The following is a 23,674-nucleotide window of genomic DNA, read 5'->3' as shown; positions in this document are numbered from 1 at the left end:
CCTCCCATGCTGATCATTTCCAGGGCGTTGCTCGATGCCGCCATGGCCCATGCACAACAGCAACATCCCCTCGAAGCCTGTGGCGTGATGCCCGGCCGGCAAGGCACTGACCGGCCTTCGCGCTGGGTGCCCATGGTCAACCATGCCGGGTCGCAGACCTTCTTCCAGTTCGAGCCACGCGAGCAGTTGCGGGTGTGGCGCGAAATGGACGCGCAGCAAGAAGAGCCGGTGGTGATCTATCACTCACACACGGCCAGCGATGCCTACCCGAGCCGGGCCGACATCGACTTCGCCAACGAGCCGCACGCGCACTACCTGATCCTGTCCACCGCCAGCGGTTGCGAATACCCGGTGCGCAGTTACCGCATCGCCAATGGCCGGGTGATCGAAGAGAGCCTGCGCATCGTCGACAGCGACACCCGCGCGGCCTGAGCCGCGCCGTCTTCTTCCTTATTAAATCGGCCATTGGCCGAGGAGTACGCCATGCCGGTTATTGTCAGTGTTCCGACCCTGTTGCGCAGCTACACCCAGGAAAGCAAACGCGTGGAAGTGCAAGGCACGACGGTGCGCGAGGTCGTCGACGACCTCGAACGGCGCTACCCGGGCATTCGCTCACGGCTGATGGATGCGCAGCAACTGCACCGCTTCGTCAACCTGTACCTCAACGACGAGGACATCCGCTTCCTCGACAACCTGGACACCGTCGTGGCCGACCGCGATGAGCTCACCATCCTGCCCGCTGTCGCGGGTGGTGCACGATGAATCAAGCGGCGCCGCTGCACGGCTGTCGCCTGCTCGGTGCGTTCGCCGATGAGCATGATCCGTTGCAGCGAGCCCTGGCGATGCAGGCAAGGGCGCTGGGGATTGCCGTCGAGTCTGTATCCGACGCAGGACGCGAACAGTTCTATTGCCTGCAAGGCCAGGGGCTGGCCCCCACGCATTGCCGACTCACCGGCTGGGACGACGAAGCGCCTCGGGCCATCAGCGAATTCACCCTCCAGGCTGCCTGCGGACTGATGGCGGTGCACGGCCGGGCCAGTGGGCAGGCCCAGGCCATCGACCTCGACTATCTCGCTCATGTGGTCGCGAGCCTGGCATTGACCGGGTTGATGGCGACGGCGTTGGCGCGTCTGCGCGGTGGCCAGGTAACGGACTGCAGCGTGTCGCTGCCAGGCGCCGGTCTGCAGTGCATCAGCCAGTACCTGGCTGGAGCAACGGCCGAGAGGGGCGCCGAGCGATTGCCTGCGGGGTGCTCGTCTGCCCGCTTGCGGCCACCCTTTGTCAGTGCCGATGGCGTGGTTTTCGAGCTGGAAACCCTGGACGCCGGCCCGTGGCTGGCATTCTGGGACGGCCTGGGCGTTGCCCGGGCCGACAGCAGCAAAGGTTGGCAGGGCTTCCTGCTGCGCTATGCCCGCGCCATTGCACCGATGCCAGAGACTTTGTGTAGGACGCTGGCGAACCTGCCGTACGCGCAGGTCGTCGAGCACTGCACGGCGGTGGGAATGGCCGTCACGCCAGTCCATCAACCCGGCCAGCGCAATACCCTGACGCCAGTCGGTGATACGCCTTGGGCGTTCAAGCTGCATCCGGTGGCGGTGCTGCCGCGTCCATGCAACCAGGCGCTGCCATTGAGCGGCTTGCGCGTCATCGAGTCGTGCCGGCGTATTCAGGGGCCGTTGGCTGGCCACTTGCTGGCGATGCTCGGGGCACAGGTAACCCGCCTGGAAATGCCCGGCGGCGATCCGCTGCGTGGCATGGCGCCGCTGGCGCAGGGCTGTTCGGTACGTTTCGATGCGCTCAACGGCCTGAAGGCAGTGGTCGAACTGGACCTGAAGTCGGCCAGCGAGCGTGAGCAACTGCGTCGGAACATCGCCGAGGTGGATGTGTTCCTGCACAACTGGGCCCCTGGCAAGGCCGAGGAGCTCGCGCTCGATCAAGCGGACCTGGCGCAGGTCAATCCCGCGTTGACCTATGCCTACGCCGGTGGTTGGGGCAATGCCCAGGTGCCCGTCGGGCTACCGGGCACCGACTTCACCGTGCAGGCCTGGTCGGGCATCGCCCACCTGATCGGCCAGGGCGAGGGCAACCCTGGCGGCTCGCTGTTCACCGTACTGGATGTATTCGGCGGGGTGATCGCCGCCCAGGGCATCGTCGCCGCGCTGCTGGCCCGCCATCTGCACGGCCATGCCGGGCGCGTGGACAGCTCTTTGCTCGGAGCCGCCGATCTGCTGTGCCGCTCGCGGATGACGCGTATACGCCCACTAAGCGCGGGCGTGTTCCGCTGCCAGGACGCCAGCCTGGCGATTGACTGCTGCGCCCCTGAGCACCTTGAAACCCTCGCACGCTTGTTCGACTTCCCCATGCCGTGCGCGTGGCAGACCCTGCGCGAGCCGTTGGCGCTGCAACTGGCCCGGCAGCCGGCCGCCCACTGGCAGGCGCGGTTGCTGGCCGCAGGTGTGCCCGTGGCGATCGTCCGCCAGGACCTTGCTGAACTTCAACAAGACCCACGCTTGGCGCCTTGGCTGGCGCCTGGCCGTTATACCCGCGTGCTTTCCCCATGGAGGTTCACATGAACGAATCCGGCATCATCGATCTGGTCCCCGTCACTGCCAGGCAGGCCTGGCGCGAGGCCGGCTGGTACGCCGACCGGCCATTGTTCGAGTTGTTCGAGGCGCACGTGATGGCCGCGCCCGAGAAACCGGCAGTACTGACCCTGGACGGGCAGGTGAGTTACCGCCAGCTCCACGACCAGGCCCTCCGCCTGGCCCGTGGTCTGCGTGAGCGTGGCGTGGTGGCGGGTGATGTGGTCGCCTATCAACTCGGCAACGGCTGGCAGTGCTGCGCCATCGACCTGGCCGCTGCCGTGCTGGGCGCGGTGGTCGCGCCGTTTCCACCGGGGCGCGGGCGGCTGGATATCGAAGCCTTACTAAAGCGCTGCTGTGCACGGGCGGTGATCGTCGCGCCTTGCCAGGGCGAGGTCGACCTGTGTGCAGTGGTGGAATCGCTGCGCCCTACCTTGCTGGGCTTGCGCGTGCTGGTGGTCGACGGCGACCAGCGTCAGGGCTGGTCGACCTTGAGCGGGTTGCTGGCGTCGGAACCACTGACGGCGGCCGAGCGCCCCCAGGTATGCCCCGACAGCCCAGCGCGCTTGCTGGTGTCTTCCGGCACTGAGTCCGAACCAAAGCTGGTGGCCTATTCGCATAATGCGCTGGTCGGTGGACGCGGGCGCTTCCTGCAACGCCTGCATCCAGAGGGGCAGGCTTTACGCGGGCTGTATCTGGTGCCACTGGGCTCGGCGTTCGGTTCCACCGCCACGGCCGGGTGCCTGGCCTGGCTGGGCGGATCGTTGGCGGTGCTGGCGCACTTTGAAGTGGCAGATGCCATCAGCGCCATCGAGCAGCTGCGCCCGACTCACGTCTTCGCAGTGCCGACCATGTTGCAGCGGATCGCCGCCGAGCCGGCACTGGCCCACGCCGACCGCCGTAGTTTGGTGGCGCTGGTCAGTGGCGGAGCACTGATCGACGGGCAGAGCATCCGCCGCTGTGTCGAGGCGTTCGGCTGCGCACTGGTGAGCCTGTATGGCTCGGCCGACGGGGTCAACTGCCACAACCTGCCGGATGACCCGCTGGATGTAGTGTTGAACAGCGTTGGCAAGCCCAACCCCAGCGTCTGCCAGATCAAGATCGTCGATGACGATGGCCACGAACTGCCTGCGGGCGAAGTCGGCGAGATCAAGGCCCGCGGCCCCTTGAGCCCGATGCAGTATGTCAACGCGCCCGAGCTCGATCAGCGCTATCGCGATGCACAGGGTTGGGTGTGTACCGGCGACCTGGGGCTGATCGATGGGGAAGGACACCTGGTGCTGGCCGGGCGCAAAAAGGACGTGATTATTCGCGGCGGCGCCAATATCAGCCCGGCACAGATCGAGCGGCTGGTCACCGCGCATCCGGACGTTGTCAGTGCCGCCTGCGTGGCGGTGGCCGATGCCGAACTGGGCCAGCGTGTGTGCATCTGCCTGAGCCTGCGTCAGGGCGCCCGGCGTTTTGCCCTGAAACACCTGACCGATTACCTGGGCGACCAGGGTCTGGAGAAGAACAAATGGCCGGAGTACCTGCGCTTCTACCGCGAATTGCCCCTGAGCCCCGCCGGCAAGGTGGACAAGAAAGCATTGGCCGCCGACCTGGAGTTCCTGCAACGCACCCTGAACATTGCCTGCTGAGGAGCGCGCATGCCTGAACATGATCAACTTCATCCCGTGGCCCGGCGCATTCGCCGGTTCGTGGACCAGCGGCTGTTACCGCTGGAGCCATGCCTGGACGCAGGCGATGCCAGGGCCGAGGACTGCCTGGCGCAACTGCAGCAGGCGGCTCGCGATGCCGGCTTGTGGGGGCAGGCCAACGGCCTGGCGCCAGGCCGGCTGCTCGACTACCTGCCCTTGGCCGAGCAGGAAGGCAGGTCCGAATACGGGCCGGCCGTGTTCGGTGCCGAAGCCGTGCTGGACGGCTACATGCTACGTCACGGCAACCCACGCCTGCAGCGCGAGGTGCTTGCGCCCGTGCTGGCAGGGGAGGCGCTTGCCAGCTACGGCATGTCCGAGCCAAACAGCATCGGTTCGATACCCGCGACGCTGACCACCCGCGCCCGTTGGTGCGGTGACCACTGGCAACTGGACGGCGAGAAGTGGTTCATCTGCCGCGCCGAGCAGGCGGCTTTCATCACCGTGGTGGCGCGTACCGCCGAAGGGCCGGTGGAGCGAGCGCTGAGCCTGTTCGTGGTGCCTGCCAGTACACCGGGGGTGGAGGTTGGTGAGCGGATGAAGGTGCTGGGGCGCTATCAGGGGCAAGCGCCGGTACGCCTGAACGCGGTCCGGCTCGCAGAGGATCAGGTGCTCGGCCAGGTGGGCCAGGGATTTGCGCTGATCCAGGAGCGCCTTGCCCTGGGGCGGCTGCTGCGTGCGGCGCACTGGCTGGGCATGGCCCAGCGCTGCTACGACCTGATGGGGGCGCGCATCGTCTCGCCCCGTGGCGCCTTGGCGCGACTGGCGGACAAGCAACTGGTGCGCCTGCGCATGGTCGAGGCGTACCAGGCCATCCATGCCGCGCGGTCGTTGCTGCACGATGCCGCGACCCGGTTTGACCAGGGCCAGAGCAATGACGTGGAGGCCAACCTGGCCAAGCTGGCTGCTTCGCGGGCCTTGAGCCTGAACGTCGATTCGGCGATCCAGATCCACGGCGCCGAAGGCTTGACCGACGGTACGCCACTCTCGGGGATTTACCGGCACGCCCGCGCCACCCACTTCATGGATGGCACCGACGATGCGCTGGTCAGTGCCCTGGGGCGACAGCTGATCGGCGCCTATCAAGAAGGAGGCGGGGTGAATTTTGCCGCGCCTTCTTCGTCTCCCATGAACTGGACAGGTTCAGTGGACGAGGACGGCCCCCATGCAGACTGATCACGTGCTGACCAGCCAGCCTTCCACCTGGCTGTTGCGCAGCTTGCTGGGCGCGGCCATGGCGCTGCCCATGCTGGTGTTCTATGCCATCGGCGCGCTGGGGCCTTTCCTGGTTGCTGACCTGCAGGTACCCGAACACTGGCTGGGTTACCTGACCATGAGCGCTTTTGGCCTGGCTGCGTTGCTGTCGTTAGGCGCCGGGGCCATCGTCGAACGGCTGGGCGGGCGTCGGGCGCTGGGGCTGTTGTTCGGCTGCTGCGCCGTGGCCTACACCTTGGCTGGCGTATTGCCGGGGTTTCTCGGGCTGGTGCTGGCGCTGGCCGTGTGTGGCGTGGCCCAGGCCTTGGCCAACCCTGCCACCAACCTGCTGATCGCTGAACAGTTTCCCGTGGCCGAGCGGGCCGCGACCGTGGGTTTCAAACAGGCCGGCGTGCAAGTGTCGGCGCTGTTCGCGGGGCTACTCTTGCCGCTGTTGGCCCAGTACCTGGGCTGGCGGGTAGCGCTGGTGCTGTTCGCGCCGTTGGCGTTGCTGCTGGGCTGGACGGTCTTGCGTCATCTACCGAGCTTACCGGCCAGTGCTCGCGGTGCCTCGACCACCCTGCGCCGGCCCTCGACCGGGCTGGCGCTGTTGATGGCCGTGCAGTGCAGCGTGGCCATCGCCCTGTCATCGTTCGTGACCTACCTCGGCGTGTTCGCCCGTGCCCAGGAGGTGCCGGCGGTGCTGGCGGGTTCGTTGGTGGCGGTGTTCGGCGTGATGGGCATCGTCGCGCGGGTGTTGCTGACACCCCTGGCGGCGCGGATGCGCGACGAGAGCCTGATGCTGGGTGCGCTGTGCACGTTGGCGGCGCTGGCGGTGTTCAGCCTGAGCCGGGCCACGCCGCAAGCCTGGATCTGGCTCTGGGTCGGTAGCATCGGCATGGGGTTGACGGCGGTGGCGACCAACGCGGTGGCCATGAGCATGGTCCTGCGTGATCGTGCATTCGGCGTGCCGGCGGCTTCGGCGAGCCTGCTGTCGGTAGGGTTCTTTGCGGGCTTCGCGCTGGGGCCGCCGATGTTCGGCGCATTGCTGCGGGCCCGGGGCTACGGCCTGGTTTTGGACACGATGATCGTGGCGTTGTTGTTGGGGATGCTGCTGTGCCTGTGGCTAAGGGCCTGGCGCCGGGCGGAGCGCCGGTAGGGGTGTTACCCGTGCGGTGCCGGGCACGGCACGGGTGGCCGCATCACTTGGACATGTAGTCGATCACTGCCTGGTAATCCTCGGCGGTGCAGTCCATGCACAGGCCTCGCGGTGGCATGGCGTTGAAGCCTTCGGTGACATGCTTGACCAGTACGTCGTTGCCCTTGGCCAGGCGAGGCTTCCAGGCGTCTTGGTCGCCCTTTTTCGGCGCCATGGGCAGTTGGCCGTTGTGGCACATCTGGCAGGCGCGGTTGAACACCGCCTCTGGCTCCTGGGCCGCCTGGGCCACGCTGGCGAGTGCCAGGCAGGTAAGCATTGCCAATGTTTTTTTCATGACCGACCTCTCAGGTTTTTTATTCAAAGCCGGAGTCTATGTAAGTGTCGGTAGCTGTCAGGTGCGACAGTTTGACTCAGGCCTGGCGCATCGACTGTGCCGGCGGCATCGCTATCAATGGTGCGGCAGGATGCCGCAGGTCGAGGGTGGTCGAGTGCCGTGCTAATTTGAAATTGGCCCGGTGTTTTGCTCTTGGCAGGGTTTTCACCGGGCCGAAAAAAGCCGGGGCTGGTCACCAGCCCCGGCTTGGTTCTTGCCTCGGTTCATGGTCTTCAGAGCAGGATGTAATCACTGAACTGGCGAATACCCGCGTGCTCGCCCTTGACCAGATGTACATAGCGTCCCGCCACCAAGTCGACCGGCAGGCAATCGTCGACGTCGAGCACAGCGTCGGTATGCGGCTTGAGCCAATCAGATGCCATGCGTTGCTTGCCCAAGCGCTTGGCCTCGGCCTTGTCGGTAGCCGCTACCAGCAGGTACCGATGCGCTTCACCGAATACCTGCCGTTCATAGCCGCCCAGGTTCAGGAAGAACAGGCGCATGGCGTCAGGGCCCGGAGCCATCTGGCTCAGTTCGACGCGATAGCCATCGACCCCGGCGACTTCCAGCCAGGAGTCGATGTGCAGGCCTTCGGCGCTGCCGAACCAGGCTTCGCGCAACTGGGGATGGAGTTGTTCCAGCGTGTCCGCTTGGGCGAAGACCACATCGTGGACTTCGATACGAGCTCGAGGGTGGCGACCGCCGAGCATGACGATGTAGAGCATGATCAACCCTTCAGGGCAGCAAAAAGCGCTGCAGTGTGAACACTGCAGCGCTGTTCGCCAAGCACGCAATCAGCGTAACGGTTACTTGAAAACCCTGAGCAGACGTCGCCATCCCAGTACGACTCCACTGAGCGCGATTACCAGGCCACCAATGCTCATGGCGATGAGCAGGCTTTCGCGCAGCAGCGGCCTGGTCAGCAGGGGTTGCCAATCCCAGCTGTGCAGCAGGTTGAACAACCAGCGCCCGACCCGTTGCGTGCGGTCGGAGCTGGCCACCACCTCGCCGCTGGCCGGGTCCAGATATACCCACGTGCTCGCCGGGTCGGCGAAGCGCAGGCCAAGCACTGGCAAAGGGCGTGCCTGGAAACCGTACATGCTTTGCGGATCACGGGCAAAGTAGTGGAAGTCGTAGGCGGTCTGCCAGTGATCCTCGACCGCTACACCTGGCGCGATGGTCTTGGCGGCTGCCAGCAGCCGTTACTTGGACAAGCCCCGCACCGGAGCCGCGTCCGCTTCCACTAAGCGGCTTTCGCCGCTGGCACTGCGTGCCACCACGAAGGTCACGCCCGCGAGCCGCTGCCATTGCAGCTCCACCGGGACGAATCCATCCTCCTCGGCCAGGCGCGTCATGACCTGACGCACAGGCATGGCAAAGTCGTCGGCGCGCAAGGCACCCTGGCGCAGGGCTGCCAGGTCGACGCGCGAATGGCTGTCGGTCAGGCCCCACGGGCGCATGGACATCAGCCCACTGAACACCCAAAGCACCAGCACCACGCCGAACAGCAGCCCCCCGATGTGATGCCAGCGCGACCAGACAGCGGGGTAGGGGCTACATGAGCCACGCTGCGCTTGGGGTGGCCCTGGTAATTGCGCTTGAGACGCTACATGTCTCGGACACGACGCTGTCGTTGGTGAGCTGCCAGAGACTTCGGCATTACGATCTGAAGCGCGTTGTGCAGATTCCCACTATGGATATTGATCTCTTTGGCGGTAGCCTGGATGAACGACTGACAGGCGAACAAGCCCAAGCGAGCTCATTTTTGAAGACACGAAAGAGCCGAAAGCGTAACGTGCGACAACTTGCTATGGCGTTCGCTATGACCAGCGATGATCAATTAGGTATGCGTTTTCGGGCAGCACTTTCCGCATTCCCAACGAATCTTCCTTACGAATATGAGGAAGATCATGCTGATTCGCAGACTATCAGGCGGTTGAAAGAAACAGCGGTTCAGTGGGCTGGACAGGGCAGTCTCCACAACTACCGAGCGGTGGAGACTCAGCCGGGTTTGACAGAAATTTCTTGTGAGTCCCCAGTGCCGCTGGATGAGGAGCAACAGGCCCGCCAGGATGACGCGACGGCATTTCCCAGCCGTACCAAAGGCCTGGGAGCAGTTGACGAGGCACTTGGAGGAGGGGAGTGAAGAGGTTTTGCGGGCCCCTGATCCGTTCTTCGATTAGCGCTTTGCCGCAAGCATTTTCAAGTTTTTCCCTGTCGAACGGTGGTGTGCTTCAGATCAATATCGGCCTCTTTGGCAATCAGCGCTTGCTAGCCTCGTGGAATGGACAGCCTCGCGATTGATGCCACCTAAGGCTACGGGCAGGAAGCGCCATCCAGAAGAACACGGTTGGTACAACTCGCTTGGGCATCGGTGTGCTCGATCAGCACCCAACGTTGACGAGCAATGGTTCACCGATGTTTGCCAAGAGCCATTTCTGGTGCCGGAGCGCAATGCACTGCACATGCTAAGCCGCATTGCTCAGTCCTTGACTGTTCGTCATGTTATCGACGCCGAATGCATTCCTCCAAGCACGCTTTCGCAGTTGGAGTTGTGTGCTGAAAGACTCATCAACGATAGGGCATTCTCCGGGCACAATGACGGCTCGGTGCATGACAACGCATTGTCCCGTCTGATCTCTGCCTTGCTTTTCGTAGAGATAACAGGGGCTACAGGCGCCAAGCGATTTGCAAATGGCGACTGGTCAGAAATCGCGATAATCATGCCCCTGATTTCCCGCATCATGAACTCCGTCGGCTGGTCATCGTTCGTGATGGGCAAATTCCTCACCCTCTGCGAACGGGCTGCAGATGCTTATCCACTGGATGCGTTCATCCATCAAGTAGGCACTGCAATGGAATCCCTACAATTGGCACAGGGGAGCTGGGCGAGCACCACGCATCCAGCGCGCATTGCAGCCGTAGTACAGCGTCTAGCGGACAGGCGTTATCCTCTCGCTCAGGAACAATCACTCGGCCTGCTCCGGATACTCGATGCATTAATAGATCTGAGCGACCGCCGCAGTTCTGCATTGGAAGAGAGCGAAGCGTTCAGGGAGGTGCGGAAAACGTGCCAGCCCTAGATTGAAGGGGGAGAATGAGTGCATTTGGGGAAAGGCTGGCTTATAACTACACTAAATAGTTATTTAGTGTAGTTATTCCTGAAACGAATATTATAAGGGCAGGGTAGCTCATCTGCTGAACCAGGGAAAGCTCAATTCCTGGGCCGCTGCTCTTGGAGAATCTTGATGCAACCGCATCTCACACCCTGGATGGTTGAAAGCGCGTACCGCTATTGCGAGGCTGCAAAGCACCTGCTTACCGGTCACGACATGATGGCAATTGCCCAAATAAATGCAGCAATTGGCATGGAAACTCTGCTTAAAAGCTTTGTTGCCGTGCCCGATGGCCACCATGGCCAGGTCAATGAAACGTATGACCTGGAGCCCACGCTCATTAGAGATGCACACCGTGAGCTGCAGCGTATTGGCAAGGTTGCAGCTGATCGGAATCGAGCTGACAAGCACGATCTGCTCACGCTTTTTTACGCGGTGCCTGCTGATATCCGTTCGCGACTTCGATTCGACCAGGAGGAAGAATGGATCAAGCGTTATCGGAACGTTTTCACAAGCGCTCGCTATCCGTACGAAGCAAGCTCGCCGGGCGGATATGACGACACGCTAGTCTACATTTTGGGCCAGATGATTGAGCGCGTTGTGATGTGGTACCGCGAGCAAGGCTGCCGCGATTTGTTCATCGTTTGCTATGGAATGACGCCGGCTGATTTCCAGCCCAAAGCGGGAAAGGAGCCTGAGCCATCGTGAGCCTGGCTTCAAATCTGTCCACCCTCGGCCCCGGCAGCTCCATACGAAGGTGCGCATAATGCATATTATGTTAAATAGAATACTATGTCATAAGCGGGCCAGTTGGCGCTCCCTGAGATTTTGCGGCCATTCTTTAAAACAAAGTACGCTGAAGTGAATCTTTGTACAAAAAGGTCTCTCTCTAGCGTTTGAGGCTATCGCTAAATGAGGCGACTCATCATTAGTCATGCTTAACCCATTGATCTGATTGAATAAAATCGACCATTAAGGCAATGCCCTGCGAATTAAAGCGACATCTGTGCTGCTCAGCCTCATCATCTGAAGCCAAAGTGCCCAATTTTTTGAGTCAGACATCGATTCCTAAACCTTTTAGCGTTGGCAATTAATGAGGAGTTTTTCCCACTCTTCGGAGTAAGCGTCGTGAATCGACGAAAAATCCTCCCTTCAGAATGCAAGATTGAGGCGACTCTCCCGCGCTCGTGCAACAGATTGAGGCGACTTTCCCAGGTTTTGGAATCAATAAGGCGACTTTCCCACGCCTTGGAAGTAATGAGGCGACTTTCCACCAGCACCGCTGCTGCGTTCAAGTATGGCTTTAAGGATGTTTGTGCAGCTTTTATATCAGTTAGGGAGTATAGGGAAGTATCCAAATTTAAGAGCGCTTGATGAGCGCATTTGCCTGAACCTGAAGGAGCGCGCAAGACATCTGTCATTGATCCAGTCACGGCACTCTCATGTTGCGCCTAGCTAGGCTTGTCGTTACCATCAGTCATTCGACGCTTTTTCTTCGCAAAAGGTTGAAACTTCCGATTACTGTCATAACTGGAAGTCTATTGTATTCAAAATTCTGGCTGGTACTTCATGGCGCGCGCACCCCAACCCTTGTTCGAAACCCACGATAACTTCATCGAGCAGGACTTCAGTTTGCACGGCTCACCGCTGGCCTGCGTCGGCGCCTTTCTGGGCGAGTGTAACGCCGCACTGGAGGCTGACCGCGGCTACGCCGCGGTACGTTCGTTTCTGCGCGCCTTTTCCGACAACGCCCAGACGTTCAACTCGTACCGCAGTCATACCGAGCGCTTACTGCTGTGGGCGCTGCTGGTCCAAGGCAAACCGCTGAATCAACTCAAACGCCAGGATGCCCAAGACTATCTGAACTTCTGTCGAAACCCGCCAGATGACTGGATGGGTCCGGTGACCCGCAGCCGGTTCGTCAGTAACCCGCACGCGCTCGATGCCCGCGAGGCCTACATCCCCAACCCCAAATGGCATCCGTTTAATAGCAAGTCCCGCAAAGTGATCGCTGCAGAAACTCCCAGCACCCCGGAGTATCATGCTGCGAATGGCACGTTGAATCAGGTGTATACGGTCTGCAGTCGCTTCTATGAGTTTCTTGTTGAAGATGGCTTTGCTCAGACGAACCCCTTTCGGCTCCTTAAAAAAGGCAATCGATTCTCCACGGAAGCGCTGGGAGTTACTTCTTCGCGGGCACTTACGCCGTTGCAGTGGGACTTTGTGCTGGATACCGTTGAAGCAATGGCGAACGCCGAACCGGAGCGGCATGAGCGAACATTATTTATTGTTGCTACGCTGTTCGCCATGTACCTGCGGGTTTCAGATCTCTCCGGTCGTAAAAACTGGAAACCCACAATGGGTGACTTCCGCTTGGATGATGAAGGCAATTGGTGGTACTTCGCGGTGGGTAAAGGCAACAAGGCGGCGAAGATTGCCGTGCGGGATATCTACGTAGAGCGCTATTTGAAACGTTATCGGCGATTCCTGGGACTTCCCGAGTTACCTCATCCAGGAGAAACTACGCCTCTGATCACGACGCTCAACGGCCGCGCCGGTTTGTCTGATCGACAGATCCGCGCCCTCCTCCAAACCGTGTTTGATAAAGCCGTAGAGAAGATGCGCAGCGAAGGCCGCGCGAACCACGAGATGGAAAGTCTGCGCTGTGCGTCTGCGCACTGGCTACGTCACACCTCGGCCACCTTTGACGCGCCGCTGCGAAATCCTAAGGACCTGCAGGAAGACTTGCGTCACAGCAACCTCAGTACGACCCAGAACACCTATTATCACTCGCATGATCAGGAGCGCGCACATTCGGTCAAGCGCATTGGCATGCGTGACCGCGGTTGAACTCGAATCACTTGGTCGCCGATCGCCAGCCTGCCCTCCAACATGGCACGAATCCATTTTCTAGGAATTCACAGTGAAAATTACCGGGCTGGTCGAGATTGAGTGCATAACCGATATCATGTGTGACGTCTGCGGGAATTCTACGCGCCTGGCTGCGGGCATTTATCAGTATGGAACCCTACAAGCCCACTGGGGGTATGGCAGCGAACACGACGGCCAGCGATTCGAGGTACACCTCTGTGAGCACTGCTTTTTCCAGACCCTGGCGTACGTGAAGCAAGAGCGACGTGTTCAACAGCTGTTCAGTGATGAGCCGAAGGCTGAGAGCGGTGATTTGGGCTTGGTCGCCCAGGACGACTACTTCCAGGACGCGGGCCGCCGTTGACTGGTCGACCATTAGTCAGCCGGTGGATCCGAATTAGTGGTGGTCTATCTCTCAGCGGGCAGCTCAGAACTGGCTGCTGGCATCCCCTACCCCCTAATTCTTAAGGAGGGTCTCGCAGATGAGCGAAATTCGAAAGGCGAGGAATGTTGCCGGTCGAGAGGCGATTTTCCAGTCCAAGGCACAATCCAGAGTCATGGCCAGCGGAGATTGGCTGACCTGGCCTGAGCTAAATGCGCTGCTGCCGGAGTTAGCAGAGCAACTCAGCGCCGGCGCTCCTGGCCGGTATTTAGACGGTGCAATCTTCTCTATCAACTACGAGGGCGTGGAGTACTTTCCACGTTTTGCCATCGATGCATGCGCCTTGGCCATTGCGGCCCGGGGAATACAGCGCGTCATCGCTGTGCTGGCCACCAGGCTGAATGGCTGGGGCATGGCGTTATGGTTCGAATCATCCAATTCGTATTTGGGCGGTAAGCTGCCGAAGGACATCATATCGTCCGACCCCGACGCGGTGGTTCAAGCCGCACAGTACGAGATAGATGGGGCCTTGCATGGTTAGCGCTGCTCGTAGCTAGGCCCATCGCCGCGCCTCGCTCGCTATACCCAAGAGACAAAACCGCTTTATTTAGCGACGCCCTCCTCCATTCAGGCTTCCGGCCGGCAGTCTTCGGCAGTGCTAGTCAGGAATCTTCCACGATTCTCGACACGGTGTCCTGTACAGGCCAATTGAAAAACGGGGAGCAGCGGCGGTGGCCATAGGCATTTTGGATGTAGAAGGGGCCACCTTAGCCATGGAATGATCTACGCATAGCTACGCTGCTCCCCGAAGCGGGTTTCAGTGAGCAGCGATGGTAGTCGATCCAGGACGACATGAACACTATAGCGCTCATTTTGGGCGCTGAATCGACGGTCAAGGCTTGAGCGCCTCTTTTTTCACCTGTTTGATCAGCCCGTCGAAGCTCACCTCCGGGTCTTGGATAAGATACGCAGATACGATGAGGCTGAGTGGGTGGACACCCATGCGGCCGGCCAGCTCTTCAATTTTTTGGATGGTCGGCGACTTGAGTCCTCGTTCGAGGGAGCTTACGTAGGTTCGACTACTGACTACGGCGAAATCTTCCTGGGTCAGATCGTGCGAAATGCGCATGCGCCGCAGTGCCTCACCCAGGGATTCACGGATTTCCATCATCATTCCTCATAAAAGGAATGATGAAGCGCTATCGAACACGATAGGGCTACAATCTATAGTGTTCATTGTGGGATAATTTGAGTTTTCCAGCACTGGTGACTGGTCGCCTAGGGGTATGCAGCGCTCAGTGGAGCCCGTTTTGATCTATTTGTCCGAATCTCACACCCGTACTGTCCGTACGGGTTCCTATTGTGAAATTGAAGGGATGTGCTTTTGGGTAACCTTGCGGCCGCTTTTCAACGGTGAGAGCGAGCGAGCAGCTGTGGTTGAAGATGCCTACGAACTCAACGTCTTCCTGTCCCAGGCAACGGGCGTCGAGATCGCGCAGGTACAAATGCTATGCCCTCCTTCCATCACCGGACGTCCGCACTGGAGTCTGGAAGAGCTTCGTAAGATTGTGATTCACCGTGGGCTTGAGTCCTCGCAAAGCGCAGTGATTTACGAGACTGCGGTGGCCACCTACAAATTAGGTGACCTCGATTTACGCCTGCGGAAACGGTCACACGCGTTGTACTCAGCGCGAAACCTGAAAGCGCGAATCACCAGCGCGGCCCCTCAACCTAAGTCTGCTGACGAACCGCAGTTGTACGCGCACTTTTGATGTAGGAACGCACACCGTCGTTGAACGGTGAAGCGTCCACACATGTTTTTTCGGCGCGAGGCCCCCGAATTGGTTGTTCACTGATCCGATGCCACCCGCGGCCGCTCTCCTGGCAGCCTTCCCTGCCCCACGTTAGGAAGATGAGTACTCATGGACACCCTAGCAAAAGCCGCAGACGCATTGCGGGATGCGCAACATATCATGGTGTTTACCGGCGCTGGCGTTTCTGCCGGCAGCGGCATTCCGACTTTTCGTGACCGACTAACCGGGTTGTGGGAGCGCCAAGACCCTCAACGGTTAGAAACCGCGAAGGCATTTCGCGAAAACCCGGCGCTGGTTTGGGGCTGGTACCTATGGCGTCGCCAGCAGGTCATGCAAGCTCTGCCCAATGCGGCACATCAGGCGATCCACCGGTTATCTGGCAGCGGTCGGAGTGTCACTGTGGTTACTCAGAATGTTGATGATCTGCACGAGCGGGCGGGCAATCAGGACGTGCTTCATCTCCATGGCAGCCTGACGCTTCCCAAGTGTTTCAGCTGTCATCGCTCTGTCGCGGGATCGCTTGAATTTCCGAGCTTTCCAGCGGAAGGCGCATTGATAGAACCGCCCCGCTGCCGACGGTGCAACGGTCGCTTACGTCCAGCTGTGGTGTGGTTTGGTGAGGATCTTCCGCCAGGCGCATGGAAAACCGCCAGTCGAACAGCACGACAGTGTAATGTCATGCTTTCTATCGGGACTTCCGGCGTGGTCCGGCCCGCTGCTGACTTACCAGAAATGGCGTTGGCGTCTGGTGCAGTGGTGATACACGTCAATACCCTAGATGTATCCATGAATGGGCCGAAAGAGATCATGCTGATTGGCCCCGCTGAGAAAATACTGCCCGATCTGGTTGCTCTGGCGCTGAACGACTGAGTTATCGCAGCGCTGCCAGTGTTTATTTCGTCCAAGCTCTCCCTTCGTCTGTTCCACTTGGCGGGCCTTAAAAAATCCGTGAGAATGTCATTTGGCCATTACCAAATGTACGGAACACTCATATGCCACGGAAGCGCAAAGGGAGCGGCGGCGGGTCGATCGCTCTGTACGCCCTGTTATTTGTTATTGCCCTCTTGGCACAGATCCCTAAACAGGTGTGGATTGCCATTGGGGTCGTCTTGGGCATAGGCGTATTGATATGGGCCGTCAGACGTGCCACCCGGGCAAAGCCTTACGTTCCTGAAGATGACTTTTCTGTCGAGATCGCTGCGGTGTCTCGACACGCAACGTCCCCCAGTGTCACTGTCCAGTTCAGCACCAGTACCCGCGAACCAGACTTCCATACTGTCCAGGTCGGCTCCTCCAGCGACAGTCAGAGTTACGCCATTCCAAAGCCAAGTGCCAAGCCCGCGGGGGTTCGTTGGCTGGCTGAAAATGAGTCCGTTAACGTGGCTGGGTTGGCCATCCCCGGCGGACTGCTTTACATCACCGAGCGGGCGACTCAATTTGGCCAAACTGAACCGTCCCTGATCGACGCCACGCTCCGTGTCGCGCGCTCACCGATGAACCTCACCGAGCGACAGATGCCGTACTGGCCAAGCTACCGGAGCATCACGCCCGAGGCGCGGCGAGCGTACCTGCAATGGTTGGCAGGAGGTCGTCGCCAGCCTGCTGATGCGGGTTACGTGTTCCTGTTTTTCTATGGGCTTGAACGCCGTGCGCTGATCGATGCACCGACCGACCCTCAGGCCAAGGCAGAAATCCCGGCCATCAAGGCCGAGGTCGAGCGTTTACTTGGTCTTTACGGCGATAACAATTCTTTCCGCGGTTACGCTACCCGTTTCCTCGCCCATATCGACGCGGGCGCTGTTCAGCCTCAGAGCTACCTAAGCGAGCCCGGCGCCAGCCCCGCAGATGGGTATGAGCTACCTATGTCCCTGCGCGTTGCGCTGGGACAGATGGCCGTGGACAAGTATCCGCTTAATTCGAGCTGGGCATTGGCCTGGGCGCTTGCAGAGCCCAACATCTCCAGGCGCACACCTGTGACGCGGTGTCCCGAGCAATTCGCAGCGCTCTTCAAACACGAATTCGCGAAGCGCTATCCCAGCGGCATTGTGCTGCCTCAGAACAAGACCAAGCTGAAGGTCGCCTATCGACCCGCTACTGCCGGATTGAATATTCCGGCAGTAGCCGTAGGTGACCTTCCTGATGTCGCGGCGACCTCAGGAACGCGTAACAAGCTGCAGGTCATTGTCGAGGACTGCACCTCCGTACTCGACGCTTTCAGTCGGTACCTAGGGCGTAATCCAGACGCCGGAGATAGCCTGGAAGCCATCCTGCAGTTGCCAACCGAACTCTGGCCTATTGAGGCAAAAGCAGAGCTCGAACAGTTGGAGCAACGCGTCGGGGGCGAAACCATCTGCATGAGTTTCGGAGAGCTGGCAGGTCGATTCAAATCGGCCGGCGCGCTTTCCCGTGACAAAGTGATCGCCCTTGCCCGGGCGTTGGAGAGCAAGCGGATCGGATTGGAACCCGACGTCCTGTCTGGCAGCCGCACCCCCAAGTCTGAAGACACCATCGCGCTGTTCGCGGCGGACTCTGACGAAGGCACGCTTCGCTCTACCGATGCCTACAGCGCCGCAGCAGTGACGTTAGACCTGGCCAGTGCAGTCGCTGCAGCAGACGGTGACACCTCGCTTGAAGAAGTAAGTCTGCTCTCAGGCCACATTGACTCGTGGGATCACCTCTGCATCGCGCATCGCAAACGCCTGAAAGCGCACCTCCAAATTCAGCTGAAGCAACCGCCCACGCTGGCAAGCCTCAAGAAGAAGCTTGAGCCCTTGACCCTCGAGGCCAAACGGAAAATTGCCAGCTTCCTGGCCCACCTGGCACATGCGGATGGCGAGGTGACGCCGCAGGAAGTGAAGCTGCTTGAGCGCGTGTACAAATCGCTCGCTCTCGATCCGCAGTTCGTCTACAGCGATCTCCATAGTGCAGCCGTTCGCCCTTCCCAGGTCATGGAGGCAATGCCTTCGACTGTCGCGCCGGCGACTGCGACGGAGGCGTCAGAAGGCATGGGTTCAGGCTTCGCACTGGACATGAGCAAGGTCGCTCGTCTGCAACAAGAAACGGCAGAGGTGTCGGCGCTTCTGGCCAGCGTCTTCAATGAAGAGTCTCCCCCCGAAACATCTGGCGCCTCGGCACCAGAAACGCTTCAAGATCAGGAGGGCAGTAGCGCCGAACAGCTTGCTACCGTTCATGGTTTGGACGTCGAGCATTCTGCCTTCCTCCGCCTGTTGGTTTCTCGGACTGAATGGAGCCGCGCTGAGCTGGAAGACGCAGCCAGTGATATGGAATTGATGCTGGATGGCGCCCTGGAACGGATCAACGACACAGCATTTGAGCTGTTCGACATGCCCGTGACTGAAGGCGATGATCCCATCGAAATCAACCCCGAAATTCTGGATGAATTAGCCCTATGAGTAAGATACGAGCCAAGGATCGCGACGCGGTCATTCAATCGCTGCGTGCGGGTGTTGTGCCCCGTGTAGGGCAGCACCTGATCCAGGTAGGTCGGGCGGGTGAACTCGACTCGCTGCTCAAGGATGTGGATCGTCTCGCAGATGGCGGCTCCGCATTCCGCGTCGTCGTTGGCGAGTATGGCGCGGGTAAAACCTTCTTCCTCAACCTGGTTCGCGGCATCGCAATGGAGCGCAAGCTCGTCACCATGCACGCTGATTTGAATCCGGACCGTCGTCTTCATGCTTCGGGTGGTCAGGCGCGATCCCTTTACTCCGAACTGGCCAAGAACATGGCCACGCGCACCAAACCCGATGGCGGCGCGCTCCAGGGTATCGTTGAGAAATTCATTTCCCAGGCTAAAACGGAAGCCAAGGCTAAAGGTGTTGAGAGCGAGGTCGTCATTCGTGAGTACCTGGCGGAGCTCACCGAAATGGTCAACGGTTATGACTTTGCCGACGTCATTGCTGCCTATTGCCGCGGTTTCGAGGAAGGCAATGAACAGCTTAAGGCTGATGCCATCCGCTGGCTGCGCGGGGAATTTTCCACCAAGACCGATGCCCGCGCTGCGCTAGGCGTCCGCACGATCGTCGACGATGCCTCCGTTTACGATCAATTGAAATTGCTGTCGCGGTTCGTGCGTCTGGCTGGCTTCGGCGGACTGATGGTGTGCCTGGATGAGTTAGTCAACCTGTACAAACTGGCGAACACTCAGGCCCGGAATGCCAACTACGAACAGATTCTTCGGATCCTCAATGATTCGTTGCAGGGCTCGGCTGAAGGCCTGGGCTTTGTGCTGGGCGGCACGCCAGAGTTTCTGATGGACACGCGTCGGGGGCTCTACAGCTACCCTGCCCTGCAATCGCGTCTCGCAGAAAACAGCTTTGCGAAGTCTGGACTGGTTGACCTTTCTGGGCCTGTCATTCGGCTCAGCAGCCTGACCCCTGAAGACTTCTACGTGCTGCTGCAGAAGCTGCGCAATGTCTATGCCTTCGGCGAAGCTGAGAAGTTCTTGCTGCCGGACGAAGCCATCCCAGCGTTTATGGCGCACTGCAACCAGCGCTTGGGCGAGGCCTATTTCCGGACGCCGCGCACGACCATTACCGCTTTCATCAACCTGCTCGCGGTCATCGAGCAGAACCCTACAGCGGACTGGCGCACCTTGCTGGGCGCGGTGGAACTGGCCAAGGATGAGGCTGGCCAACAGGATCTTGAAGTTGAGGCCGACGATGAGCTCGCCAGCTTCAAGCTCTGACTCTTCTTCGTTTGAGCGTCTTCATCCCGAGGTTCAGCAATGGGTCTGGTCACAGGGGTGGACGTCGTTACGTGATGCCCAAGAGTGGGCGGTACCAGCGTTGGTGGGCGCTGATCGCGATGTGATCATTGCAGCGTCTACCGCAGCAGGCAAAACGGAGGCCGCATTCCTCCCTATCCTGACCAACCTGCTCAACGACCGCGAGCCCGCCGGCGCAGTGCTATATATCAGCCCACTCAAGGCACTGATCAATGACCAATGGGACAGGCTCAGCCGGCTGTGCGAGCGGCTAGAGCTCCCCGTCGTTGCCTGGCATGGTGATGTGGCAGCAAGCAAGAAACAACGGTTCCTGAAATCGCCTGAGGGCATCTTGCTGATCACGCCGGAGTCCCTCGAAGCCCTCTTCGTAAACAGGGGCTCAAGTTTGCCCGGGGCTTTTCAGAACCTGCGCTACATCGTCATCGATGAGCTTCATGCCTTCATTGGCAGTGAGCGCGGTAAGCAACTGCAATCGCTCATGGAACGGGTTGAGATCGTCGTAGGCAGGGCGCTGCCTCGCGTAGGACTTTCCGCGACGCTTGGGGAGATGTCGCTGGCCCGGAAGTTTCTGAGGCCGGTTCGCCCGGATGACATCACCATCATTGAGTCGAAATCCTCTAACCAAGAACTCCAGGTGCAAGTCCGCGGCTACCTTGAACAGCCGATGCAACAGGTGGTGGCGGAATACCCTGGGAAATCGTCAACAGATGAAGGCGACGAACAGGAGGAGACCTCTGGCACCAAGGTGGCAATTGCAGGCCATCTGTACAAGGTGCTGAGAGGGCACAACAACCTGATCTTCCCCAACAGGCGCCAAGAGGTTGAATGGTTTGCCGACCGACTGCGCTCACTGTGCGATAACGATGGCGTGCCAAACGAGTTCTGGCCGCACCACGGTAGCTTGTCCAAGGAACTGCGCCAGGATGCCGAGCGCGCGTTGAAGGCGGGAGATCCTCCTGCTTCTGCCGTATGCACTACTACCTTGGAGCTGGGTATCGACATCGGTAACATCCGGACGGTCGCACAGATCGGTTCCCCACCCTCTGTGGCAAGTCTCAGGCAACGGCTTGGCCGCTCGGGTCGTCGACCCGGTGAGCCTGCAATGCTCAGGGCGTACTGCCGAGAGCGCCCCTTAACGGATCAGTCTGATCTCTCCGATCAGTTGCGTGAGGGCCTTGTCCAAACGGTCGCTATGATCCGCTTGCTGATCGGTGGATGGTTTGAACCACCTCGGTCGGGAGGCTTGCACGCCTCGACACTGGTGCAGCAGTGCTTGTCGTCAATTGCTCAGCTCGGCGGTGCCTCGGCAGCGCAATTATGGGGAAATCTCATAGCAAGCGGCAGTTTTGCGAGCGTCACCAAGCCTGATTTTCTGTCTTTGCTGAAAGGTATGGGTGAGAAAGAGCTGATCGTCCAGGACAGCTCAGGACTTCTGCTGCCAGGCGAACTCGGGGAGCGATTGATCAACCATTATGAGTTCTACACTGCATTCACGAGCGATGAAGAGTTTCGTTTACTCAGGGATGGCAAGCCACTTGGCTCGCTGCCCGTCAGCAAACCCCTGACCAAGGGGCAACGCATCATTTTCGGCGGCAGACGTTGGCAGGTTCAGAGTGTCGACCTGGAAGCGAAGATGATCGTAGTCACGCCGGCGCGGGGCGGCGAGCCCCCTCAGTTTGATGGGCTAGGTGCGCAGGTGGATGATCGCGTCAGGCTTGAAATGCGAAACGTGCTGATGGAAACCACCCCCTGTCCTTTCCTGGACAAGCACGCTCAAGTCCTTCTGGAGGAGGCTCGGAGTAACTTCCGTGCCCTCGGATTGGGTAGCACGGCAATTGTTGGCTCCGCCAGTGTCAGCTACGTGGCGACCTGGCGAGGGGACTACACCAACGATGCGCTGGCCTTGCTGCTCCGGCATGTGGGCATTCACTGTGAAAACACAGGGCTCTTCCTGGAAGTTGCATTCAGTGAAGAGGATACGTTGCGAGCGTTGCGCGTGGTCGGTCAAATGGATATTTCAAATGTAGAGCCCATCTTGGAGAGCGTAGAAAACATGATCCGAGAGAAATGGGATTGGGCCCTTCCCCGCTCGCTCCTAATGAAGTCATTTGCCTCGAGCCATCTTGATCTCCAGGCCGCGGTTTTAACAGCACGACTTCTTGGCGAAGAGGCGTAGGGCGAGGCTAGCGCCCATGGCGTCTCCTCTCCTAGGATTTAGGCCTTGTTGGATGAATCGAAATCATCTACGATCTCTTCATACACCACTTGGTTAGGAGTCAGCACGGTAGCTGATTTCGCCTTGGGATATGCGAAAGCACATAAAAGCCACCTCCTGGGTGGTTTTTTTGTGCCTGCTGTTTTGGCCCCTGACGGACACTTCCAGCCTGTAGCAAAGACCCGACGCAAGTATCCCGACTCCAGGCTTGCTGGTCCACGTAATGGTGGCCAAGTTTGCCGATCACTTGCCGCTGTACCGGTAGGAGAAAATTTTTGGCCGCATCGAGCTGGCAATCGCTTTCTCGACCATAGCCCAGTGGGTTGGGCAAACTGACGTGCAATTCCGGCCGCTGGTCGATGCGCTGAGTGAACCTGTGCTGAAGCAGAGCGTGATTCAAGCTGATGAAACGCCCGTGCAAATGCTTGCGCCGGGCGAAAAGAAAGCCCATCGGGCCTACGTCTGGTCCTACAGCACTACGTCGATCTTGACGCTCGACTTTAGCCCAAGTCGCGCTGGCGAACACGCGCGCAACTTCTTGGGCGACTGGAACCCACTCATATTAGGTCTGATAAGCGAACGTTATCTGGCCTTGGGAGTGCCGTTGGGGCGGACTCGCTGGCTCACGCCACTACCGTGGCAGCCGAAGCGCTTACTGACGCCTTTGCGGCGTGGATATTGATATGGGTCAGTACCGCCCTGCTGCTGCCACCGATTGCCCTACCTAGAGGGCACCTCCCGACCCGAAGCTGCCCTTCACGAAGGGCAACAATCTGCCAATGGCGGTCATTCAGGCCGATTACAAAGGGGTTTCATTCAGCTTGATCCACATTTTTCATCGCGGCTTTCATACTCTCAAAATATCGCTTTTCGAGTATACCCAGAGCCTTAAAGGCCTTGACCCGCTTAGTCGGATCGTCAATGTCTAAGTTCTCGCCAGCCTTATCCAACTCAGCATGCGCGAAGTCAGCAAATTTATCGATGATTTCGGGCATCGTCATTAACATGCTTGCGTCGTATTGCTGCAACGCTTTGGACGTGAAATAAGATCGCACAGCATGCGCCCGCTCCGAAACTTTGGAGCTCCATATCAGCTGCGCGAGACCGACGCCTTGCTGAATCCCTCCAAGCATTACTTCAATAAACTGTATCAAGCCGACGTGGCTAATCATGAGTTCAGCAGAATCATGATATTTTGTGTTAACCAACACATTTTTTAGCCGCCGATCTGCTGTCACGAAAATAGATTTTTCGCCCTTTTCAAATTCGCTACTGAGCACGGAGACCTGAATAGCATCATGCTCAATCAGCAAAGGCGTTTTACCATGAGACAGGGAATTGGCATACGCCCGTTCCATGATGCTGTAGAGCTCTGAAAATACGGTGTTTTTAGGTATTGAAACGACCTCAAAACCTTGTTTGATCAACCAAGTCTTGAGCTTGGACTCATTGCTGAACGGAGCAAACCGAGCTAGATAGTCCGGGAATGTGATCTCCTGGTTATTGGCGATCTGAATCGCCCCTGGTTTC

The 23,674-nt window shown here is 59.3% G+C and carries 23 protein-coding genes and 1 pseudogene; 18 read left to right on the top strand and 6 right to left on the bottom strand.

Annotation, left to right across the window (positions count from 1 at the left end; translation table 11 throughout):
- The first annotated feature begins 6 nt into the window (after positions 1 to 6).
- The 6 genes from G1E_RS11525 to G1E_RS11500 are packed head-to-tail and all read left to right on the top strand — an operon-like array spanning position 7 to position 6,629.
- Positions 7 to 432 (top strand): Mov34/MPN/PAD-1 family protein, encoded by a 426-nt coding sequence (locus G1E_RS11525; protein WP_009686844.1) that lies wholly within the window; start codon positions 7 to 9, stop codon positions 430 to 432.
- A gap of 51 nt (positions 433 to 483) precedes the next feature.
- Positions 484 to 762 carry a MoaD/ThiS family protein gene (locus G1E_RS11520; RefSeq protein ID WP_009686843.1) on the top strand — a complete coding sequence of 93 codons (279 nt, stop codon included), beginning with the start codon at positions 484 to 486 and terminating at the stop codon, positions 760 to 762.
- Positions 759 to 2,573, top strand: a complete 1,815-nt coding sequence (locus G1E_RS11515) for a CoA transferase (RefSeq protein WP_009686842.1) — start codon at positions 759 to 761, stop codon at positions 2,571 to 2,573. Before G1E_RS11520 ends, G1E_RS11515 begins: the two co-directional genes overlap by 4 nt.
- The gene (locus tag G1E_RS11510) at positions 2,570 to 4,219 is read left to right on the top strand and encodes a class I adenylate-forming enzyme family protein (protein WP_047149827.1); all 1,650 of its coding nucleotides are present in this window, start codon (positions 2,570 to 2,572) and stop codon (positions 4,217 to 4,219) included. Before G1E_RS11515 ends, G1E_RS11510 begins: the two co-directional genes overlap by 4 nt.
- Positions 4,220 to 4,228: 9 nt before the next feature.
- Positions 4,229 to 5,452: an acyl-CoA dehydrogenase family protein gene (locus G1E_RS11505; protein WP_009686838.1), complete on the top strand. Its 1,224-nt coding sequence runs from the start codon at positions 4,229 to 4,231 to the stop codon at positions 5,450 to 5,452.
- Complete coding sequence (locus tag G1E_RS11500; RefSeq protein WP_009686837.1) at positions 5,442 to 6,629, top strand: CynX/NimT family MFS transporter; 1,188 nt, start codon at positions 5,442 to 5,444, stop codon at positions 6,627 to 6,629. Before G1E_RS11505 ends, G1E_RS11500 begins: the two co-directional genes overlap by 11 nt.
- A gap of 43 nt (positions 6,630 to 6,672) precedes the next feature.
- On the opposite strand, the gene G1E_RS11495 is transcribed toward G1E_RS11500, so the two are convergent.
- The 4 genes from G1E_RS11495 to G1E_RS27040 form a co-directional block, all read right to left on the bottom strand.
- Positions 6,673 to 6,963, bottom strand: a complete 291-nt coding sequence (locus G1E_RS11495) for a cytochrome c5 family protein (protein WP_033691323.1) — start codon at positions 6,961 to 6,963, stop codon at positions 6,673 to 6,675.
- A 272-nt stretch (positions 6,964 to 7,235) separates the two neighbouring features.
- On the bottom strand, positions 7,236 to 7,727 hold the full coding sequence (locus tag G1E_RS11490; protein ID WP_009686835.1) for a DUF1543 domain-containing protein: 492 nt from the start codon (positions 7,725 to 7,727) through the stop codon (positions 7,236 to 7,238).
- Positions 7,728 to 7,808: 81 nt separating this feature from the next.
- Positions 7,809 to 8,102, bottom strand: a complete 294-nt coding sequence (locus tag G1E_RS27045) for a hypothetical protein (RefSeq protein WP_052960506.1) — start codon at positions 8,100 to 8,102, stop codon at positions 7,809 to 7,811.
- Between the two features lie 102 nt (positions 8,103 to 8,204).
- The gene (locus G1E_RS27040) at positions 8,205 to 8,492 is read right to left on the bottom strand and encodes a hypothetical protein (RefSeq protein ID WP_157050332.1); all 288 of its coding nucleotides are present in this window, start codon (positions 8,490 to 8,492) and stop codon (positions 8,205 to 8,207) included.
- A gap of 68 nt (positions 8,493 to 8,560) precedes the next feature.
- On the opposite strand from G1E_RS27040, the gene G1E_RS11480 reads away from it, so the two are divergent.
- The 6 genes from G1E_RS11480 to G1E_RS11455 all read left to right on the top strand — a co-directional run bounded on the left by G1E_RS11480 (position 8,561) and on the right by G1E_RS11455 (position 13,912).
- On the top strand, positions 8,561 to 9,148 hold the full coding sequence (locus G1E_RS11480; RefSeq protein ID WP_047149826.1) for a hypothetical protein: 588 nt from the start codon (positions 8,561 to 8,563) through the stop codon (positions 9,146 to 9,148).
- Between the two features lie 295 nt (positions 9,149 to 9,443).
- Positions 9,444 to 10,085, top strand: coding sequence for a hypothetical protein (locus tag G1E_RS11475; protein WP_139137828.1), 642 nt, complete (start codon positions 9,444 to 9,446; stop codon positions 10,083 to 10,085).
- 165 nt (positions 10,086 to 10,250) lie between these two features.
- A complete protein-coding gene (locus tag G1E_RS11470) occupies positions 10,251 to 10,826 on the top strand; it encodes a hypothetical protein (RefSeq protein ID WP_009681505.1) in 576 nt (191 codons plus the stop codon).
- Between the two features lie 861 nt (positions 10,827 to 11,687).
- Positions 11,688 to 12,968 carry a site-specific integrase gene (locus tag G1E_RS11465; protein ID WP_047149825.1) on the top strand — a complete coding sequence of 427 codons (1,281 nt, stop codon included), beginning with the start codon at positions 11,688 to 11,690 and terminating at the stop codon, positions 12,966 to 12,968.
- 73 nt (positions 12,969 to 13,041) lie between these two features.
- The gene (locus G1E_RS11460; RefSeq protein WP_009681873.1) at positions 13,042 to 13,353 is read left to right on the top strand and encodes a hypothetical protein; all 312 of its coding nucleotides are present in this window, start codon (positions 13,042 to 13,044) and stop codon (positions 13,351 to 13,353) included.
- Between the two features lie 118 nt (positions 13,354 to 13,471).
- Positions 13,472 to 13,912, top strand: coding sequence for a hypothetical protein (locus G1E_RS11455; protein WP_009681872.1), 441 nt, complete (start codon positions 13,472 to 13,474; stop codon positions 13,910 to 13,912).
- 351 nt (positions 13,913 to 14,263) lie between these two features.
- On the opposite strand, the gene G1E_RS11450 is transcribed toward G1E_RS11455, so the two are convergent.
- Positions 14,264 to 14,539: a helix-turn-helix domain-containing protein gene (locus G1E_RS11450; RefSeq protein WP_016487079.1), complete on the bottom strand. Its 276-nt coding sequence runs from the start codon at positions 14,537 to 14,539 to the stop codon at positions 14,264 to 14,266.
- A 142-nt stretch (positions 14,540 to 14,681) separates the two neighbouring features.
- Between G1E_RS11450 and G1E_RS11445 the strand changes: the two genes are divergently transcribed.
- From G1E_RS11445 to G1E_RS27510, 6 genes and pseudogenes are all read left to right on the top strand, one after another.
- Entirely contained in the window at positions 14,682 to 15,143 is a 462-nt protein-coding gene (locus G1E_RS11445; RefSeq protein ID WP_172828431.1) for a hypothetical protein, read from the top strand.
- Between the two features lie 150 nt (positions 15,144 to 15,293).
- Positions 15,294 to 16,055, top strand: coding sequence for an NAD-dependent deacylase (locus G1E_RS11440; RefSeq protein ID WP_033690120.1), 762 nt, complete (start codon positions 15,294 to 15,296; stop codon positions 16,053 to 16,055).
- Between the two features lie 122 nt (positions 16,056 to 16,177).
- Positions 16,178 to 18,598, top strand: a complete 2,421-nt coding sequence (locus tag G1E_RS11435; protein ID WP_009681867.1) for a TerB N-terminal domain-containing protein — start codon at positions 16,178 to 16,180, stop codon at positions 18,596 to 18,598.
- Positions 18,595 to 19,890 carry an ATP-binding protein gene (locus G1E_RS11430; RefSeq protein WP_009681866.1) on the top strand — a complete coding sequence of 432 codons (1,296 nt, stop codon included), beginning with the start codon at positions 18,595 to 18,597 and terminating at the stop codon, positions 19,888 to 19,890. The genes G1E_RS11435 and G1E_RS11430 overlap by 4 nt, the downstream gene beginning before the upstream one ends.
- Entirely contained in the window at positions 19,865 to 22,105 is a 2,241-nt protein-coding gene (locus G1E_RS11425; protein WP_033690117.1) for a DEAD/DEAH box helicase, read from the top strand. The genes G1E_RS11430 and G1E_RS11425 overlap by 26 nt, the downstream gene beginning before the upstream one ends.
- Before the next feature lie 223 nt (positions 22,106 to 22,328).
- Positions 22,329 to 22,697 (top strand): annotated as a pseudogene (locus G1E_RS27510) (transposase); the annotation flags it as partial.
- A 259-nt stretch (positions 22,698 to 22,956) separates the two neighbouring features.
- On the opposite strand, the gene G1E_RS28675 reads toward G1E_RS27510, so the two are convergent.
- The coding region (locus tag G1E_RS28675; RefSeq protein WP_176516805.1) for a hypothetical protein at positions 22,957 to 23,674 on the bottom strand (718 nt) is incomplete at its 5' end.

The sequence above is a fragment of the Pseudomonas sp. TJI-51 genome, from assembly GCF_000190455.2.
Classification (GTDB): Bacteria; Pseudomonadota; Gammaproteobacteria; order Pseudomonadales; family Pseudomonadaceae; genus Aquipseudomonas; species Aquipseudomonas juntendi.
This window is presented reverse-complemented; position numbering and strand designations above follow the sequence as displayed.

Coding starts and splice junctions, on each gene's coding strand:
- G1E_RS11450 (WP_016487079.1), bottom strand. CDS start 14,539: ATGGAAATCCGTGAATCCCTGGGTGAGGCACTGCGGCGCATGCGCATT.
- G1E_RS11500 (WP_009686837.1), top strand. CDS start 5,442: ATGCAGACTGATCACGTGCTGACCAGCCAGCCTTCCACCTGGCTGTTG.
- G1E_RS11495 (WP_033691323.1), bottom strand. CDS start 6,963: ATGAAAAAAACATTGGCAATGCTTACCTGCCTGGCACTCGCCAGCGTG.
- G1E_RS11520 (WP_009686843.1), top strand. CDS start 484: ATGCCGGTTATTGTCAGTGTTCCGACCCTGTTGCGCAGCTACACCCAG.
- G1E_RS11435 (WP_009681867.1), top strand. CDS start 16,178: ATGCCACGGAAGCGCAAAGGGAGCGGCGGCGGGTCGATCGCTCTGTAC.
- G1E_RS11430 (WP_009681866.1), top strand. CDS start 18,595: ATGAGTAAGATACGAGCCAAGGATCGCGACGCGGTCATTCAATCGCTG.
- G1E_RS11515 (WP_009686842.1), top strand. CDS start 759: ATGAATCAAGCGGCGCCGCTGCACGGCTGTCGCCTGCTCGGTGCGTTC.
- G1E_RS11510 (WP_047149827.1), top strand. CDS start 2,570: ATGAACGAATCCGGCATCATCGATCTGGTCCCCGTCACTGCCAGGCAG.
- G1E_RS11440 (WP_033690120.1), top strand. CDS start 15,294: ATGGACACCCTAGCAAAAGCCGCAGACGCATTGCGGGATGCGCAACAT.
- G1E_RS11455 (WP_009681872.1), top strand. CDS start 13,472: ATGAGCGAAATTCGAAAGGCGAGGAATGTTGCCGGTCGAGAGGCGATT.
- G1E_RS27045 (WP_052960506.1), bottom strand. CDS start 8,102: ATGTACGGTTTCCAGGCACGCCCTTTGCCAGTGCTTGGCCTGCGCTTC.
- G1E_RS11470 (WP_009681505.1), top strand. CDS start 10,251: ATGCAACCGCATCTCACACCCTGGATGGTTGAAAGCGCGTACCGCTAT.
- G1E_RS11505 (WP_009686838.1), top strand. CDS start 4,229: ATGCCTGAACATGATCAACTTCATCCCGTGGCCCGGCGCATTCGCCGG.
- G1E_RS11465 (WP_047149825.1), top strand. CDS start 11,688: ATGGCGCGCGCACCCCAACCCTTGTTCGAAACCCACGATAACTTCATC.
- G1E_RS11490 (WP_009686835.1), bottom strand. CDS start 7,727: ATGCTCTACATCGTCATGCTCGGCGGTCGCCACCCTCGAGCTCGTATC.
- G1E_RS11525 (WP_009686844.1), top strand. CDS start 7: ATGCTGATCATTTCCAGGGCGTTGCTCGATGCCGCCATGGCCCATGCA.
- G1E_RS11425 (WP_033690117.1), top strand. CDS start 19,865: ATGAGCTCGCCAGCTTCAAGCTCTGACTCTTCTTCGTTTGAGCGTCTT.
- G1E_RS11480 (WP_047149826.1), top strand. CDS start 8,561: ATGAGCCACGCTGCGCTTGGGGTGGCCCTGGTAATTGCGCTTGAGACG.